The organism is Streptomyces sp. NPDC031049 (assembly GCF_055571015.1).
In genome coordinates this window covers 124,706-140,440 of record NZ_JBVIGC010000003.1, presented here as the reverse complement: position 1 = coordinate 140,440, position 15,735 = coordinate 124,706, and the positions used below count along the sequence as shown (strand labels likewise).

Annotated in this window: 13 protein-coding genes, 1 other RNA gene and 1 pseudogene; 10 read left to right on the top strand and 5 right to left on the bottom strand. The window is 72.5% G+C overall.

All coding sequences use genetic code 11. The features are described 5' to 3' along the window. Nucleotides 1–18: 18 nt before the first annotated feature. The 5 genes and pseudogenes from ACZ45Q_RS06220 to ACZ45Q_RS06200 all read left to right on the top strand — a co-directional run bounded on the left by ACZ45Q_RS06220 (nt 19) and on the right by ACZ45Q_RS06200 (nt 5,359). Complete coding sequence (locus ACZ45Q_RS06220) at nt 19–852, top strand: AraC family transcriptional regulator (protein ID WP_468255676.1); 834 nt, start codon at nt 19–21, stop codon at nt 850–852. 19 nt (nt 853–871) lie between these two features. Next, nucleotides 872–1,651 (top strand): annotated as a pseudogene (locus tag ACZ45Q_RS06215) (DMT family transporter); the annotation flags it as partial. 118 nt (nt 1,652–1,769) lie between these two features. Further along, nucleotides 1,770–2,173, top strand: an RNA gene (rnpB, locus tag ACZ45Q_RS06210) — RNase P RNA component class A. 200 nt (nt 2,174–2,373) lie between these two features. Further along, nucleotides 2,374–4,284 (top strand): DNA/RNA helicase domain-containing protein, encoded by a 1,911-nt coding sequence (locus ACZ45Q_RS06205; protein WP_468255673.1) that lies wholly within the window; start codon nt 2,374–2,376, stop codon nt 4,282–4,284. A 118-nt stretch (nt 4,285–4,402) separates the two neighbouring features. Beyond that, the gene (locus ACZ45Q_RS06200) at nt 4,403–5,359 is read left to right on the top strand and encodes a DUF3800 domain-containing protein (RefSeq protein ID WP_468255670.1); all 957 of its coding nucleotides are present in this window, start codon (nt 4,403–4,405) and stop codon (nt 5,357–5,359) included. 30 nt (nt 5,360–5,389) lie between these two features. Here ACZ45Q_RS06200 and ACZ45Q_RS06195 read toward each other — a convergent pair whose 3' ends face one another. Further along, the gene (locus tag ACZ45Q_RS06195) at nt 5,390–5,839 is read right to left on the bottom strand and encodes a hypothetical protein (RefSeq protein ID WP_468255667.1); all 450 of its coding nucleotides are present in this window, start codon (nt 5,837–5,839) and stop codon (nt 5,390–5,392) included. Between the two features lie 186 nt (nt 5,840–6,025). Here ACZ45Q_RS06195 and ACZ45Q_RS06190 point away from each other — a divergent pair, with 186 nt between their 5' ends. After that, nucleotides 6,026–6,757: a DUF7873 family protein gene (locus tag ACZ45Q_RS06190; protein ID WP_468255664.1), complete on the top strand. Its 732-nt coding sequence runs from the start codon at nt 6,026–6,028 to the stop codon at nt 6,755–6,757. A 488-nt stretch (nt 6,758–7,245) separates the two neighbouring features. On the opposite strand, the gene ACZ45Q_RS06185 is transcribed toward ACZ45Q_RS06190, so the two are convergent. Both ACZ45Q_RS06185 and ACZ45Q_RS06180 read right to left on the bottom strand, forming a co-directional pair. Next, nucleotides 7,246–7,623 carry a MazG-like family protein gene (locus tag ACZ45Q_RS06185; protein WP_468255661.1) on the bottom strand — a complete coding sequence of 126 codons (378 nt, stop codon included), beginning with the start codon at nt 7,621–7,623 and terminating at the stop codon, nt 7,246–7,248. A 71-nt stretch (nt 7,624–7,694) separates the two neighbouring features. Further along, a complete protein-coding gene (locus ACZ45Q_RS06180) occupies nt 7,695–8,237 on the bottom strand; it encodes a DoxX family protein (RefSeq protein ID WP_468255658.1) in 543 nt (180 codons plus the stop codon). A 225-nt stretch (nt 8,238–8,462) separates the two neighbouring features. Between ACZ45Q_RS06180 and ACZ45Q_RS06175 the strand changes: the two genes are divergently transcribed. After that, nucleotides 8,463–8,789, top strand: a complete 327-nt coding sequence (locus ACZ45Q_RS06175) for a nuclear transport factor 2 family protein (protein ID WP_468255655.1) — start codon at nt 8,463–8,465, stop codon at nt 8,787–8,789. Nucleotides 8,790–9,033: 244 nt separating this feature from the next. Here the strand turns inward: ACZ45Q_RS06175 and ACZ45Q_RS06170 are convergent, their stop codons facing one another. Then, nucleotides 9,034–9,765, bottom strand: a complete 732-nt coding sequence (locus ACZ45Q_RS06170) for an SDR family oxidoreductase (protein WP_468256453.1) — start codon at nt 9,763–9,765, stop codon at nt 9,034–9,036. A 308-nt stretch (nt 9,766–10,073) separates the two neighbouring features. Between ACZ45Q_RS06170 and ACZ45Q_RS06165 the strand changes: the two genes are divergently transcribed. After that, a complete protein-coding gene (locus tag ACZ45Q_RS06165; RefSeq protein WP_468255652.1) occupies nt 10,074–11,714 on the top strand; it encodes an alkaline phosphatase D family protein in 1,641 nt (546 codons plus the stop codon). On the opposite strand, the gene ACZ45Q_RS06160 is transcribed toward ACZ45Q_RS06165, so the two are convergent. Continuing rightward, nucleotides 11,701–12,828 (bottom strand): Gfo/Idh/MocA family protein, encoded by a 1,128-nt coding sequence (locus tag ACZ45Q_RS06160; protein ID WP_468255649.1) that lies wholly within the window; start codon nt 12,826–12,828, stop codon nt 11,701–11,703. The genes ACZ45Q_RS06165 and ACZ45Q_RS06160 overlap by 14 nt on opposite strands. Nucleotides 12,829–12,918: 90 nt before the next feature. On the opposite strand from ACZ45Q_RS06160, the gene ACZ45Q_RS06155 reads away from it, so the two are divergent. Together ACZ45Q_RS06155 and ACZ45Q_RS06150 are read left to right on the top strand one after the other, a co-directional pair. Further along, nucleotides 12,919–14,220: a multidrug effflux MFS transporter gene (locus tag ACZ45Q_RS06155; protein WP_468255647.1), complete on the top strand. Its 1,302-nt coding sequence runs from the start codon at nt 12,919–12,921 to the stop codon at nt 14,218–14,220. After that, nucleotides 14,187–15,362 (top strand): serine hydrolase domain-containing protein, encoded by a 1,176-nt coding sequence (locus tag ACZ45Q_RS06150; protein ID WP_468255644.1) that lies wholly within the window; start codon nt 14,187–14,189, stop codon nt 15,360–15,362. The genes ACZ45Q_RS06155 and ACZ45Q_RS06150 overlap by 34 nt, the downstream gene beginning before the upstream one ends. The last annotated feature ends 373 nt before the right edge of the window (nt 15,363–15,735 follow it).

Below are 15,735 nucleotides of genomic sequence, written 5' to 3'. Positions count from 1 at the left end.
CGGGAGGGGGTGCGAAGCATGGCCGTACGAGAACAGACCAGGTGGACCCGAGCCCACCTCGGCCCCGGCGGCCCGCCCCTCGACCTCCTCACCGCCCGCTTCGACCGCCACGTCTACGCCCCGCACGCGCACGACGAGTTCACCGTCGGCGTCACGGTCGGCGGTCTGGAGGTCATCGCCTACCGCGGCGGGCACATCCACTCCGGCCCCGGCTCGATCGTCGTCCTCGAACCCGGCGAGATGCACACCGGCGGCCCGGCGGCCCCCGAGGGCTACGCCTACCAGGCCCTGTACGCACCCCCGTCCCTGCTCGCGGACGGGACCCGCGGCAGCGCCGGCCCCCCGCACTTCCGCCGGCCGGTCCTCCAGGACCCGGAACTCGCCCGCGCCCTGCGCGCCGCACACACGGACCTGGCCCGCTGCCCCGACCCCCTGGAAGCGGAATCCCGCATCCCCTGGCTGCTCACGGCACTGGCCCGCCGCCACTCCACGGCCCGCGCGTCCGACGACACGGTCCTGGGCGCCGACCGCATCGCGCGCGCCGTACGCGACCGCCTCGCCGACGAACTCCTCGCCCCACCGTCCCTCGCCGCCCTCGCCGCCGACCTGGGCCTGTCCCGCTACCAGCTCCTGCGCGCCTTCCGTACGACGATGGGGATCCCCCCGTACGCATGGCTCGCGCAGTACCGCGTGACCAGGGCCCGCGCCCTCCTCGACGCCGGCCTGCGCCCCGCCGAGGCCGCGGCCCTGGTGGGCTTCGCCGACCAGGCCCACCTGACCCGCTGGTTCCGCCGGGTGACGGGCGTGACCCCGGCGGCGTACCGCAACAGCGTTCAAGACGCCGGGCGCTGAGCCCGCGCAGACTCGCCGCATGACTGCACGCGGCTGGTTCCTGTTCTCCCTGATGGGAGTGGTCTGGGGCATCCCCTACCTCATGATCAAGGTGGCGGTGGACGAGGTGACCCCGTCCGTGGTGGTGTTCACGCGCTGCGCGCTGGGCGCCGCGCTCCTCCTCCCCTTCGCCCTCCGCCAGGGCGGCCTCGCCCGGACCGTCCGGGCGCACTGGAAGCCCATGCTGGCGTTCGCGGTCATCGAGATCGTCGGCCCCTGGTGGACCCTCACCGACGCCGAGCGCCATCTGTCCAGCTCCACGGCGGGCCTGCTCATCGCGGGCGTCCCCATCGTCGCCGTCCTCCTGGCCCGCTTCTTCGGCGCGGAGGAACGGGTCGGCGCCCGCCGCGCGACCGGACTCGCCCTCGGCCTCGCGGGCGTCGCGGTCCTCACCGTGCCGCACCTCACCGGCGGCGACGCCCGCTCACTGGCCGAGGTCCTGGTGACCGTCGTCGGCTATGCCACCGCGCCCCTGATAGCCGCCCGCCACCTCAAGCAGGTCCCCACCCTCCAGCTGATCACCCCCTGCCTCACCCTGGCCGCCGTGGTGTACGCCCCCGCAGCCTTCCTGACCCGCCCCGCCGCCCTCCCCTCGACCGAGGCCCTGGTCGCCTTGGCCGGCCTCGGCGTGGTCTGCACGGCGGTCGCGTTCGTGGCCTTCCTGGAACTGATCAAGGAGGTGGGCCCGACCCGGGCCGGCGTCATCACCTACGTCAACCCGGCGGTGGCCGTCGCCGCGGGCGCTCTCTTCCTGGGCGAGACCCTGACCCTCACCGTCGGCGTCGCCTTCACCCTGATCCTGGCGGGCTCCGTCCTGGCCACGTCCGCCGCCGGTCCGCGGCGTCCGACCCGCCGGGTACCATGGTCGACACGGCAGACGAGCCGGGCGGACGGCCGCGTGGAGTCCCCTTAGCGGGGCTTCCCGAGGAACGTCCGGGCTCCACAGGGCAGGGTGGTGGCTAACGGCCACCCGGGGTGACCCGCGGGACAGTGCCACAGAAAACAAACCGCCCAGTGCTCAGGCGCTGGGTAAGGGTGAAACGGTGGTGTAAGAGACCACCAGTGCCCAGGGTGACCTGGGCAGCTAGGTAAACCCCACCCGGAGCAAGGTCAAGAAGGGGGCACCCCGGTGCCCCTGCGCGGATGTCCGAGGGCGGCCCGCCCGAGTCCGCGGGTAGACCGCTGGAGGCCGGTGGCAACACCGGCCCTAGATGGATGGCCGTCACCCCGTCTCCCGCGAGGGACCGGGGGACAGAACCCGGCGTACAGCCCGACTCGTCTGTCGTTCAGTCTCGACCGGGGCTCATGAGTCCCGGCAGGGGCCCTTTCAACGGGACGCGCACCGGTCACGGTCCCACAGGAGCCCGCACAGCAGCGCGGTAATCTTCTCCCTGAAAATCTTCACCTGCGGTCCGACGGGCTTCCGCTTCAGGACATGCCCCCCATCCGCACGAGTCGCTTCGTGCTGCCTGGGGGCTTTCCGTGCTGTATCGCGGTTCGGCGTCGACCATCGCCGCCGACCACATGTCAGGGCCCGAGGACCGAGTCGTCGGCACCCTGGCCGTCCATATGACCGAGCAGTTCTTCCACACCCACCAGCGAAAGCCCAGCCCGTCCGAAATACGCTCGTGGGAGCGCAGCATCCCGCAGGTGGCCAATGCGCTGATGGACGCAGGCCTGGGCGGTGTGGAGATGATGCTCGAATATCAGCTCCCGCTGTCCAGCAAGCGCGCTGACGTGGTCCTGGCTGGAATACACCCGCAGACCGGCGCTCCTTCCTACGTGGTCGTCGAACTCAAGCAGTGGAGTTCCGCGGAACCCTACGACGGGGCCGCGGAGCGCTGCCTGGTCGACGGATACGGAAGGCCCAAGCTCAACCCCATCCTGCAAGTGGCCGACTACTGCGACTACTTGGTCGGATTCAACGGCGCACTTGCGCAGAACCCCGAACGCATCGCCGGTGTCGCCTATCTCCACAACGCTCCCGAAGGCGGCGTAGCAGGCCTGTACGACGTCGGGCAGCGTGTCCACGGGCGGCTCTTCAGCAGGGACCGGCGTGGCGCGTTCATCGACTTCCTCAAGGAGCGGTTCGCCCCCGAGCCGGGCGCGCGTGCTGCCGACGAACTGCAGCACGCGACGATCAAGCCGTCGCGTCAGTTGATGGACCTCGCCGCCCGAGAAGTGCGCGAGCGCGAGGAGTTCGTCCTCCTTGACGAGCAGCACCTGGCCTACGAGACGGTCATGCACGCCGTGCGCAAGGCTCGCCGTGCGGACCACAAGGAAGTCGTGATCGTGACGGGTGGCCCGGGCACGGGCAAGAGCGTGATCGCGCTCTCGCTGCTCGGCGAGCTGTATCGCAATGGACACACCGCCCTGCACGCCACCGGATCACGCTCCTTCACCCTCACGATGCGAAAGGTCGCGGGGGCCCGGAAGCCGGCGGTGAAGAAGCTCTTCAAGTACTTCAACGACTTCATGGCGGTCGAGAAGAACGGCCTCGAGGTCCTGCTGTGCGACGAGGCGCACCGCATCCGCGAGACCTCCAACCAGCGCTGGACCCCGGCCCGGCTGCGCACGGGCAAACCTCAGGTGGAGGAGCTCATCGACGCCGCCCGCGTCCCCGTGTTCCTGCTGGACGAACACCAGGTGGTCCGGCCGGGCGAGCAGGGGACGGTCCCGCAGATCATCGAGGCGGCGGAGCGGCGGCGACTGGACTGGCAACTCATCGAGCTGGACGCGCAGTTCCGGTGCGGTGGCAGCGAGTCGTACGTCCACTGGACGCACCGTCTGCTGGGCTTCGAGGACGGCGGGCCGGTCGCCTGGGAGCCGGACGGGCTCATGGACCTGCGCGTGGCCGATTCGCCCGAGGAACTCGAGGCTTTCCTACGGGCACGGCAGGCCGGCGGCGACCGCGCCCGGATGACGGCCGGATACTGCTGGCCCTGGGCGAGAGAAGAGCCGAGGGATGGTGATCCGCTGCCCTTGGACGTCGTGATCGGGGAGTGGAGGAAACCCTGGAACCTTCGCGGGGACCGGTCCGTGTCCGGAGCACCTCCGGCGGCGTTGTGGGCCACCGACCCGGCCGGTTTCGGCCAGGTCGGCTGCGTGTACACCGCCCAGGGCTTCGAGTACGACTGGAACGGCGTCATCATCGGACCCGACCTGGTCTGGCGCCAGGACGGGTGGGTGGTGAACCGGGCCGCCTCGCACGATCCGGACCTGCGCCGGAAGTCGGTCACGGACGACGTCGTCGGCCGTCTGGTACGCAACACCTACAAGGTCCTGCTCACGCGAGGCATGAAGGGCACGGTCCTGTACTCGACCGATCCCGAGACGCGGGCCAAGCTGCGGGAGCTGGTGGAAGGCGGCCGGCGGGTCACCGCAGCGGTGTAACGGCGCGTAGTTGCGCGTGTGCGAGGGGCCGTCATAGGCTGGGCGCAGCATCAAAACAAGGCTGCGCCCAGCGCAGCAACCCCTATGGCTGCCCTTCAGGATTCTGGGGCGGCCATAGTTGTTTCTCGGAAGGCATGGCGGGGATCGTTGGGGACCGGGGGAGCGTTTGTACCTGTGCTACGTCGATGAGTCCGGTGACGGGCAGACGGTCGACCCATCCACTCCCGAGGCCCCTCCCGTGATGGTGATCGGCGGCATCATCGTCAGCGAGTCCGCGTTGCGGGCACTGACCTGGGACTTCATCGCCCTGAAGAAGCAGTTCCGGCCAACTCTGCGGCAGGCCGCCAAGTTGAGTGAGGTCATCCGCACCGAGATCAAGGGCTCCAACATCCGCGCCCACCTGCGCAACGGCAACCGCAACCAGGTCCGCCTGGCGCACGGCTTGATCGACAAGCTGTTGGCGCTGCTGGAGCGCCACGACTGCCGGGTGCTGGCCAGGATCTGTGTCAAACAGGACGGCGCCGCCAACGCGGAGGACGCGATGTACGGCGCGTCCGTGGCATCCCTGTGCGCCCACTTCGAGCACTTCCTCGCCGAACGCGACGAACGAGGCGTCGTCATCCTCGACAGTCGCACGAAGAGCAAGAACGTGGACAACGTGCACTGCGTGACGACCCGCAAGTTCCGCGCGGGCGGGGACCTGCTGCCGCATGTCACGGAGTCGCCCGTGTTCGGACACAGCGACTCCCACATCGGCCTGCAGGTCGCCGACCTGCTGATCTCCGCCGTCCTCTTCCCAGCCGCCTGTGCGACATACGCGGAGGACCTCAGCTGGAACACCCACTGCCACCCGGCCTACGCGGCGATAAGGGAACGGCACTGCCCGCGGGTGGGAGAGCTGCAGCATCGCTATCGGACGGCAACGGGCAAGTGGACGGGCGGCGTCGTGGTGTCGGACCGGCGGCGGGGACGGTCGGCGGCGGAGCTGTTCCGGGCCGCCATGACGGAGCCCGTACCGACGGCTCTCGTCCCCGCCCAGCACCTTCCCGCGGTCCCCGTCGTGACGGAGCCGTGAAACGACCACGGACACGGCTGGCACCACGTTTCAAAGCACCGCCGGTGCCGGTGCCGCTGTCGGGTGGGGGAGGGGGGTGGGGTCGGCCGGTACCGCGGTCGTGCAGACGGTGACCACGAACACGCCGTTTCCTCGTGGGTGGGCCAGGGCCGGTGGGGGTGGGGAGTAGGCCGCCCAGGGGGACGGGGCCAGGCGTCGGGTGGTGGTGCGGGGGTCCTCCTCGCAGAGGCTCGCGTCGGCGTGCCGGGCGCAGAGGTCCGGGTCCTGGGCCGGGGCCCGGGTGGAGCAGCCGGCGGGTGGTTCCGTGTCGTACGGGCTCGGTGGCCGGGCCTGCGGGGTCGTGCTGTCGAGGTAGGCCGTTGCCGCCCAGCCCGCGGTGCTCAGCGTCAGGGCGGTGACGAGGAAGACGCGGGTGGCGCGGGTCGCGCGGGGTAACCCGGGGCGTTCCGAGGGGAGTTCGGGGGAGCGGGCGTCGGTCATGGGGTCCAGGGTGGCAGGGCGGTGGGTGGCGGGTGGTCCCGGGCCCCGCGCAGTGGTGGGCGGGGCCGTGGGTGGTGGAAGGCGGCGGCCGTGGGTGGTGGAAGGCGGGGCCGTGTGCGGGGAAAAGCAGGTGCGTCGTGGGGGAACGCCTCGTTAGGGTCCTGGTGTTCGAAAGAGGGGGACGACGTGGCGAAACTCAATCAGATCATCGCCGTCGAGAAGGGCGTCAAGAGCAAGGCGCTCCAGGACGTGACCGCGGCTCACCACAAGGTGCAGAAGCCGGCGCTGCTCGCCGGGATCTCGCGGACCTACCAGCCCAAGGACGAGGAGGGCGAGCAGCTGCCGCCCGAGTCCACGCGGGTGCAGGTCATGGCCGAGGACGTGCTGCGGGAGACGTCCGCGTCGCTGACCCGGCTGTTCGACGTCACCGCCACCAAGGACTGGGCCAACTGCACCGCACGGGCCGACGTCGTGGTCGACGGACGCCCGATCCTCGCCGACGTGCCGGTCAGCTACCTGCTCTTCCTGGAGAAGCAGCTCACCGACCTGCACGCCTTCGTCAAGAAGCTGCCGGTGCTGGACGCCGCCGAGTCCTGGTCCCTCGACCCGTCGACCGACTGGTGGAAGACCGACGCGGTGCGCACCATCCGTACGAAGAAGGTGCCGCGCAACCACGTCAAGGCCGAGGCGACCGACAAGCACCCGGCGCAGGTCGACGTGTACTACGAGGACATCGCCATCGGATACTGGACGACGGTGAAGTTCTCCGGCGCCCTTCCGGCGCGGCGGGTGAACGAGGTGCTGGAGCGGGTCGAGAAGCTCCAGCAGGCGGTGAAGTTCGCCCGCGAGGAGGCCAACGGGGCCGAGGTCACCGACCAGCGGGTCGGGGACGCGGTGTTCGGTTACCTGTTCGGCTGACGGGGCGGCCACGGGTAGCATCCACGAACGCCCCCGCGTGCGAGCGCGGGGGTGCGCGACAGGCGCGGGCCGGATTGAGGACCGGTTCGCGTGCGGAGCGCAAGCTGAAACTGAAGGTCAGGCTGAACCGGCGCCGGGCGACAGCCCCTGTGCCGTCAATCTCAGACTCTCGCTCCAGCTTCAGCATCGCCGCCGATCGCCGGTGCGACCGGGGGCGGACGGACACCGTCGGGTGCGAGTTCGAATCTCGTCTGCACCTCTTCCCGGTGCGGTAGTTCAATGGCAGAACACGACGGTCTGACGACTGATCCGCCCTCTTCAACGCCGCCGGCGTGCGCATGGGTGGCATCCCCAGGGGCCCGGGAGCTGGACATGCTCCCGGGCTCCGCCACGCCCGGGTGCGGTGCCGTCCGGGTGCGGTGCCGGGAGCGGCGCCATCCGGGTGGAGTGCCATTCGGTGCGCCGCCATGTCCGGTGGGGTGCCTTTGTCAGGTGCCCAGGGAGCGTCGTTTCACCCGGTTCAGGTGGCGGGTGAACACCTCGCGGGGCTCGGGGGTCAGCGAGCGTAGTGCCATCAGCGCCGTGATCGCCACGTCGCACAGCTCCGCCTCGACGTCGTCCCAGGTGTGGGTGACGCCCTTGCGCGGGTTCTGGCCGGTCGCGCCGATCACCGCCTGCGCGACCTCGCCGACCTCCTCCGAGAGCTTCAGCACGCGCAGCAGCAGTCCCTCCCGGCCGTCGACCGGAGAGCCCGCGTCCACCCACTTCCACAGGGCGTCGACGGTGTCCCAGAGGTCGTCGCCCGCGATTCCGCCGTTGCCGTCGCCGCTGCCGGAGACGCCGATGCCGTGATCGTCGTCGCTCATGGCAGGCAGCTTGCCACGCAGGCGGCCTGCCGCGGACGGGTGGGTCACCTGGTCACCGGTCGGGCGGTACGTCAGTCGAACAGCGGTTCCTGTTCGCCCTCCGCCGCCCTGCGCACCCGCTTGTTCCGCGCGCCCACGACCACCGCCGTGGCCGCCGCGGCCGCCGCCAACGCCGCCGGGACCATCCAGCCCCGGTTGACCGCGTGGCCGAGGGCGTGGTCGAGGGAGAGGCGTCCGGGGCCCGTGACGGCGAGACCCGCGGCCGTCAGGCCCAGGGACACCGCGTACTCGTAGCCGCCGGCCTGCGCGAAGAAGCCGTTGGGGGTGTGGACCGCCGCCGCGCCCGCCATCGCCCCGGCCGCCGCGGCACCGGCCGCCGGGGTGGCCAGGCCGAGCGCCAGCAGCGTCCCGCCGCCGGCCTCCGCCAGGCCCGCCGCCGTGGCGCTGGCCTTGCCCGGCGCGTAGCCGACGGACTCCATGAACTGGCCGGTCCCCTCGATGCCGCCGCCCCCGAACCAGCCGAGCAGCTTCTGCGCGCCGTGCGCGGCCAGCACGCCGCCCGTTCCCAGGCGGAGGAGCAGCAGACCGATGTCGCGGCGGTCGTAACAGGTCACGTCGACTCCCTCGGAAGGTGTGGGACGGGGGGCTACAGGCCGGGCGGTGGCCGTCCCGTGCGGGAGGACGGAACGGCGGCCGTCTCCCACGGTCGCACCGGCGACCGTCCGACGGCCCGTCGCGGGCGCCGTTCGGGTGGCCCGCCGGCCGGGTGCGGCGATGTCGTGCGCCGTAGTGACGCGTCCCGGTGGCGGGGCCCCGGGGTCGGTGTGACGCTGACCGGCATGACCATTCAGCAGAACCGGCTCCGCGATCCGGCGGTCCGCGCCTTCGTGGCCGCCGTCAACGCCCACGACCGCGACGCGTTCCTCTCCGTGCTCACCCCCGACGCCACCATGGCGGACGACGGCACCGACCGTGATCTCGACGAGTGGATCGACGCGGAGATCTTCTCCGCCAACGGCCACCTGGAGGTCGACAACGAGTCGAACGGCGGACGCGCCCTCATCGCCCGCTACCGCAACGACACCTGGGGCGAGATGCGCACGCGGTGGATGTTCCACGTCGACGAGGACGGCAGGATCTCGCGCTTCGAGACCGGTCAGGCCTGACCGGCCGTCCGTGCGGCAGCCGCTCCGCCCACCGGTGCGCACTCCGCGGTCCCGCGCGGAGTCCACCCCCTGCCGGCGGTGTGGAACGGCTGCCGCCTCCCCCCTCGGTATGGCATGCGGAGGAACCTCATCCACCAGTGCTCCATTTGTGAAGCTCTGGTGGAGGGAAGTCGAGCATAGAACTCCCACCGGCCGCAATGGTGCGGAAGTTCAAATTCCGATTGTGTGAACGGCGATTGCCGGCTCAGCCCCGCCCCACGTACGGCATCGCCGTCGCCAGTACCGTCGCGAACTGCACGTTCGCCTCCAGCGGCAGCTCGGCCATGTGCCGCACCGTGCGCGCCACGTCCGCCACGTCCATCACCGGTTCCGGCGCCACCTGGCCGTTGGCCTGGAGCGCGCCCGTCTGCATGCCGGCCGTCATGTCCGTCGCCGCGTTGCCGATGTCGATCTGGCCGACCGCGATGCCGTGGGCCCGTCCGTCCAGCGACAGCGACTTGGTCAGTCCCGTCAGCGCGTGCTTCGTCGCCGTGTACGCCGCCGAGTGCGGGCGGGGCGTGTGCGCCGAGATCGAGCCGTTGTTGATGATCCGGCCGCCCCGCGGGTCCTGCTCCTTCATCTGCCGGTACGCCGCCTGCGCGCACAGGAACGCGCCGTTGAGGTTGGTGTCCACCACGTGCCGCCAGGCGTCGTAGGACAGGTCCTCGACCGGCACGCCGCCCGGGCCGAACGTGCCCGCGTTGTTGAACAGCAGGTCCAGGCGGCCGAACTGCTCGCGCACGGCGGTGAACAGGGCCGTCACGTCGTCCGGGTCGGAGACGTCGGTGCGGACGGTGAGCGCGGTGGCGCCCGGCACGAGCGCCGCCGTCTCCTGAAGGGTCTCGGTGCGGCGGCCGGCCAGGGCCAGTGACCAGCCCGCCCGCAGCAGTTCCACGGCGACCGCGCGGCCGATGCCGGAACCCGCGCCCGTGACCACGGCGATCCGCCCGGCCTTCGTCCCGCCGGCCGCCGCTGCCGCCGCCACCTCGTCTGGCCTCGCGCCGGCCGCCGCCTCGCCGCTCTTCCCGTCGGCCCCCGCTGCCGTCGCCTCGCCGGTCCTCGCGCCGGTCATCGCGGACGTCCCCTCGTCGGTGGTTCTCATGGTGTTCATGGCACCGCAGCGTACGTGTGGGGCCACCGGACGGAACTCATCGTTCCGCAACAGGCCGGTCATGTCCGTGCCAATCTGGGGTCGTCGCGGGCCATTCGAATGCTCCCTGCAGCCAACGCTCAGGGGAGACACGGATGACACCCGCGAACCACCAGCCCTCGCACGCTCCGGAACTCCGGGCCGCGGCCCGCCACGTGGGCCGCCGCCGCTTTCTGACGGTCACCGGCGCCGCCGCCGCGCTCGCCTTCTCCGTCAACCTGCCGGCCGCCGGCACCGCGAGCGCCGCCGAACTCGACGCCGCGCAGCTCACCGACGACCCCTTCACCCTGGGCGTCGCCTCCGGCGACCCGCACCCCGACTCGGTCCTGCTGTGGACCCGGCTGGCGCCCGCCCCGTACCAGCCCGACGGCGGACTGCCCGCCGAGCGCGTCACCGTCTCCTGGGAACTGGCCCTCGACGAGCGGTTCCGGCGGATCGCCAGACGCGGCCGGACCACCGCCCACCCCGAGTTCCACCACACCGTGCACGTCGAGGCCGGCCACCTCGCCCCCGGCCACGTCTACTACTACCGCTTCCGCGCCGGACGCTTCGTCAGCCCCGTCGGCCGCACCCGCACCGCGCCCGCCGAGCGCGCCCGGGCCTCCGCGCTCACCTTCGCCCTGGCCTCCTGCCAGCGCTACGACCAGGGGTACTACACCGCGTACCGGCACCTGGCCGAGGAGGACGTGGACGTCGTCCTGCACCTCGGCGACTACCTCTACGAGTACGCCGTCAACTCCTCCGCCGGCTCCCGCGCCTACCCGGCCGGCACCCTGCCCGACCTGTTCCGCCGCGAGACGGTGACCCTGGAGGACTACCGCCTGCGGTACGCCCTGTACAAGTCCGACCCCGACCTCGCCGCCGCGCACGCCGCACACCCATTCGTCGTCACCTGGGACGACCACGAGACCGAGAACAACTACGCCGGCGACACCCCCGAGAACAGCGTCCCGCCCGAGGAGTTCCTGCTCCGCCGGGCCGCCGCCTACCGGGCGTACTGGGAGAACATGCCGCTGCGCCGGCCCCAGCTCCCCGAGGGCCCCGACCTCCGGCTCTACCGCCGTCTGCACTGGGGCAGGCTGGCCCAGCTGGACGTCCTGGACACCCGCCAGTACCGCTCGAACCAGGCCTATGGCGACGGCTGGCAGTACCCCGGCCCCGAGTCCGAGGACCCGGGCCGCACCCTCACCGGCGACGCCCAGGAGCGCTGGCTGATCGGCGGCTGGCACCGGTCGGACGCCGTGTGGAACGTGGTGCCGCAGCAGGTCACCTTCTCCCGGCGGTACAACTCCACGACCCTGCCGTCCAAGGTCTCCATGGACGCCTGGGACGGCTACCCGGCCTCCCGTGAACGGGTGCTGGCCGGCGCGCAGGCCGCCGGCATCCGGAACCTGATGGTCCTCACCGGCGACGTGCACGTCCACTACGGCTTCGACATCAAGCGCGACTTCGAGGACCCGGACTCCAGGACCATGGGCACCGAGATCGTCACCACGTCGGTCACCAGCGGCGGCGACGGCGCCGCGAAGCCGGCCAACTGGGAGACCCTGACGGCCGCCAACCCGCACCTGAGGTTCTACAACGGGCAGCGCGGCTACGCGACGGTCTCCCTCGGCCGGGAGCTGGCCCGGATCGACTACAAGACCGTCTCCCACGTCACGACGCAGGGCGCGCCGCTGACCACCGCGGCGTCCTTCGTCACGGAGGCCGGGAACCAGGGGCTCACGCCGGCGTGACCACCGGCGCCACGGGCCCGCCCGCGGCACCCCCGGCGGACGCGGTCCCGGCGGAAGCGGTCCCGGCGGAAGCGGTCCCGGCGGAAGCGGTCCCGCCGGAAGCGCTCTCGGCGGCCGAGTCCTCGCCCGGGTAGCGGACGCCGACGCGGTCCCGGATCGCGTCGAGCGTCCGCATCACCGCCAGCGTGCCCTCCAGCGGGACCAGCGGGGACTCCTTCTCCCCGGCGCGCAGCGCCCGCATCACCTCCCGGGCCTCGTGCTTGAGGCTGGCCCGCGGCCCGTCCGCCGGGTCGGCCGCGAACTCCTCGGGGTCGCGGCCGTCCCGGTGCAGCACAAAACGGTCGGGGAAGAAGAAGCCGTGCGGGACGTCGATGCGGCCCTTCGACCCGGTCACGGACGCCGAGTTCGGCGTACCGCCGACGATCGAGCAGTGCAGCGAGGCCAGCGCACCGCTCTCCCAGGACAGCAGCGCGCCCGTCTGGAGGTCGACGCCCTCGTCGGAGAGCACCGCCCGGGCCACCACGTCCGACGGCTCCCCGAGCAGCAGCTGCGCGAAGGACACCGGGTACACCCCCAGGTCCAGCAGCGCACCGCCGCCCTGCGCCGGGTCCCGCAGCCGGTGGGCGGGCGGGAAGGGACCCGCCAGCCCGAAGTCGGCCTGGACGCTGCGCACTTCGCCGACCGCGCCGTCGTCCACGAGCGCCTTCAGCCGCCGCACCAGCGGATTGCAGTACATCCACATCGCTTCCATCAGGAAGCTCCCGCGCTCCCGGGCGAGGGCCACCAGCTCCTCCGCCTCGCGCGCGTTCAGCGTGAACGGCTTCTCGCACAGCACGTTCCGCCCGGCCTCCAGGCACAGCCCGGCGGCCGTCCGGTGCGCCGAGTGCGGGGTGGCGACGTACACGACGTCGACGTCCTCGTCCCGCGCCAGTTCCGCCCAGTCGCCGTAGGCCCGGTCGATGCCGAAGCGCTCCGCGAACGCCTCCGCCGACGCCTCGCTCCGCGACGCCACCGCCACGACCTGCGCGTCCGGCAGGTCCACGAGATCCGCCGTGAACGTCGCCGCCATCCCGCCGGTCGCCAGAATTCCCCACCGCACCGTCTGCCCGGTCACCCTCGCCCCACCCTCGTACAAGCAGTCGTACCTACAGTCCGTACGAGCTGAGAGCATAGGTGCCGGATCAGTCGAAGAGGGAGGGGCCGCATGCCCGAGCGCGGGGCATCCGTACCGGACAGCACACCACTGAACAGGCCGCAGCAGCACACCGCACCACCGACATCGCCCCGCGCACCGCGTGGCGCCCGCCGCACCGGGCTGCTCGTCACGCTCGTCCTCGGCGGGCTGACCGCCACGCCGCCCCTGGCGATGGACATGTACCTCCCGGCGCTGCCGGAGGTCACCCGCTCCCTGCACGCCTCCGCCGCCACCGTCCAGCTCACGCTGACCGCGTGTCTGGCCGGCATGGCCCTCGGCCAGCTCGTGGTCGGGCCGATGAGCGACCGCTGGGGCCGCCGCCGTCCGCTCCTGGCCGGCCTCACCGTCTACGTCGTCGCCACCGCCCTGTGCGCGTTCGCGCCCACCGTGGAACTCCTCGTCGCCTTCCGGCTGGCGCAGGGCCTCGCCGGTGCCGCCGGCATCGTCATCGCACGGGCGGTGGTCCGCGACCTGTACGACGGCGTGGCCATGGCCCGGTTCTTCTCCACGCTGATGCTGATATCCGGCGTCGCGCCCGTCGTGGCGCCCCTGCTGGGCGGGCAGATCCTGCGCGTGACCGACTGGCGGGGCGTCTTCGTCGTCCTCACCGTGGTCGGCGTGGCGCTCGGCGCTGTCGTGTGGGCGAAGCTGCCCGAGACGCTGCCCGCCGCCGAACGGCACCGCGGCGGGGTGGGGGAGGCCCTGCACGCGATGCGGACGCTCCTCGCGGACCGGGCCTTCTCCGGCTACCTGCTCGCGGGCGGCTTCGCCTTCGCCGCGCTGTTCGCCTACATCTCGGCGTCCCCGTTCGTCATCCAGGAGATCCACGGCGCCTCCCCGCAGACCTTCAGCCTGCTGTTCGGCCTCAACTCCGTCGGCCTGGTCGCCGTCGGCCAGATCAACGGCAAGGTCCTGGTCGGCCGCGTCCGGCTCGACCGGGTGCTGGGCCTCGGCCTGGCGATCGTCGTCGCCGCCGCGACCGCGCTGCTGCTGATGTCCCTCGGCGTGTTCGGCGAGGTCGGGCTGGTGCCGGTCGCCGCCGCGCTGTTCGTGCTGATGTCCGCGATGGGCATCACCCTGCCCAACACCCAGGCGCTGGCGCTGATGCGGGTCAAGCACGCCGCGGGCTCCGCCTCCGCGCTGCTCGGCACGTCCTCCTTCCTCATCGGCGCGATCGCCTCCCCGCTCGTCGGCGTCGCCGGGGAGGACACCGCCCTGCCGATGGCGATCGTCCAGCTCGGCGCGGCCCTGGTGGCCGCGGCGTGCTTCCTCGGACTGTGCCGGCCCTGGAGAACGGAGGAGGGCAGCTGAGCACCCCGAGACTGCGCAGCGACACGGCGGAGCGCGCCGGGCTCGCCCCGGAGCGGCTGCGCCTGCTCGTCCGGGAGGTCCACGGCCTCACCACCGGGGAGCGCCCGTGGGCGCCGGGTGCCGTCGTGGCCGCCGGGCGCGGCCCGGTGCTCGCCGTCGAGGAGGCGGCCGGCTGGGCCGTGCGCTACGCGTCCTACGACGCCTCCCGCGAGGCGCCCGTGGACCTGCCGCCCCCGGACCGGGTGCCGGTGACCGCCGGCACGCCCTTCGACCTGGCCTCGCTCACCAAGCTGTTCACGTCCGTCGCCGCCGTGCAGCAGATCGAGCGGGGGACCCTCGGCATCGACGCCGAGGTCGGCGCGTACCTGCCGGACTTCCGGGCCGCCGCCCGGCACCGCGTCACCGTGCGGCAGCTGCTGACCCACACCTCCGGGCTGCGGCCCGAGCTGCCGCTGTACGACTGCGCCGACGACGCCGAACGGCTGGAGCGGCTGCGCGCCGAGCCGCCCGTCGGCGTGCCCGGGACCTACTGCTACTCCGACCTCAACATGCTGCTCCTCCAGCAGGTCCTGGAGCGCATCACCGGACGCACCCTGGACGTTCTGGTCCGCGACGGGATCACCCGCCCGCTGGGCATGACGGCCACCCGGTTCGGGCCCTGCCCCGAGGCGGCGGCGACGGAGGACCAGCGGCGGCCGTGGGCCAAGGCCGACCGCGGGATGCTGCGCGGTGCCGTGCACGACGAGAACGCCTGGGCGCTGGGCGGGGTGGCCGGTCACGCGGGGCTGTTCTCGACCGCCCGCGACCTGGCCGTCTTCTGCCGTGCGCTGCTCGCGGGCGGTGGCTACGGGCCGGCACGCATCCTCGGGCCCGACTTCGTCGACCTGCTGCTGACCCCGCCGGGCCTGGGCTTCGCGCTGGACCAGCCGTGGTTCATGGGGGAGCTGGCGGGACGGGGGGCGGCCGGGCACACCGGGTTCACGGGCACGATGCTGGTGCTCGACCGGGCGACGGACACCTTCCTGGTGCTGCTGGCCAACGCGGTGCACCCGCGCCGCCCGGCCCGCCCGGACAACCGCCCCCGAGCGGCGACGGCGACCCACCTGGCCCGCGCCGTACGCGACACCCCCCTGGGCAGGTGACCCGGCGGGCCACTCCTGCCCCGGTCCTTCCACCGGGGCTCTTCCCGTCCCGCCCTTCACACCGCGGTGGGCGCCGCGGTCGGCGCCCGTCCCGCACTGTCCCGGTTGGCGCCCGCCCCGGTCGGCGCCCCTCCTGCACCGCCCCGGTCGGCGCCCCTCCTGCACCGTCCTGGTCGGCGCCCCTCCCGCACCGTCCCGCCTCGGCCGGCCCCCCGGCCCAAGCCGACGCCCTTCCCACCTTGGTGCGGGCGCCCGCGCCGACCGGCGCCCGCGTCGGCGGGGTGTCGCGGGCGGGGTGGCTCCTCTTCGGGGAGCGGCCGCACCGGCAGGCCGCACCGGCTGGCTGCACCGGCGGCTGCGTCCGGCGGACCCC

Bases quoted from the DNA above. Each gene is read 5' to 3' on its own strand.
- ACZ45Q_RS06185 (WP_468255661.1), bottom strand. From the start codon at position 7,623: ATGAGCGACGACGATCACGGCATCGGCGTCTCCGGCAGCGGCGACGGC.
- ACZ45Q_RS06195 (WP_468255667.1), bottom strand. From the start codon at position 5,839: ATGACCGACGCCCGCTCCCCCGAACTCCCCTCGGAACGCCCCGGGTTA.
- ACZ45Q_RS06165 (WP_468255652.1), top strand. From the start codon at position 10,074: ATGACACCCGCGAACCACCAGCCCTCGCACGCTCCGGAACTCCGGGCC.
- ACZ45Q_RS06175 (WP_468255655.1), top strand. From the start codon at position 8,463: ATGACCATTCAGCAGAACCGGCTCCGCGATCCGGCGGTCCGCGCCTTC.
- ACZ45Q_RS06155 (WP_468255647.1), top strand. From the start codon at position 12,919: ATGCCCGAGCGCGGGGCATCCGTACCGGACAGCACACCACTGAACAGG.
- ACZ45Q_RS06220 (WP_468255676.1), top strand. From the start codon at position 19: ATGGCCGTACGAGAACAGACCAGGTGGACCCGAGCCCACCTCGGCCCC.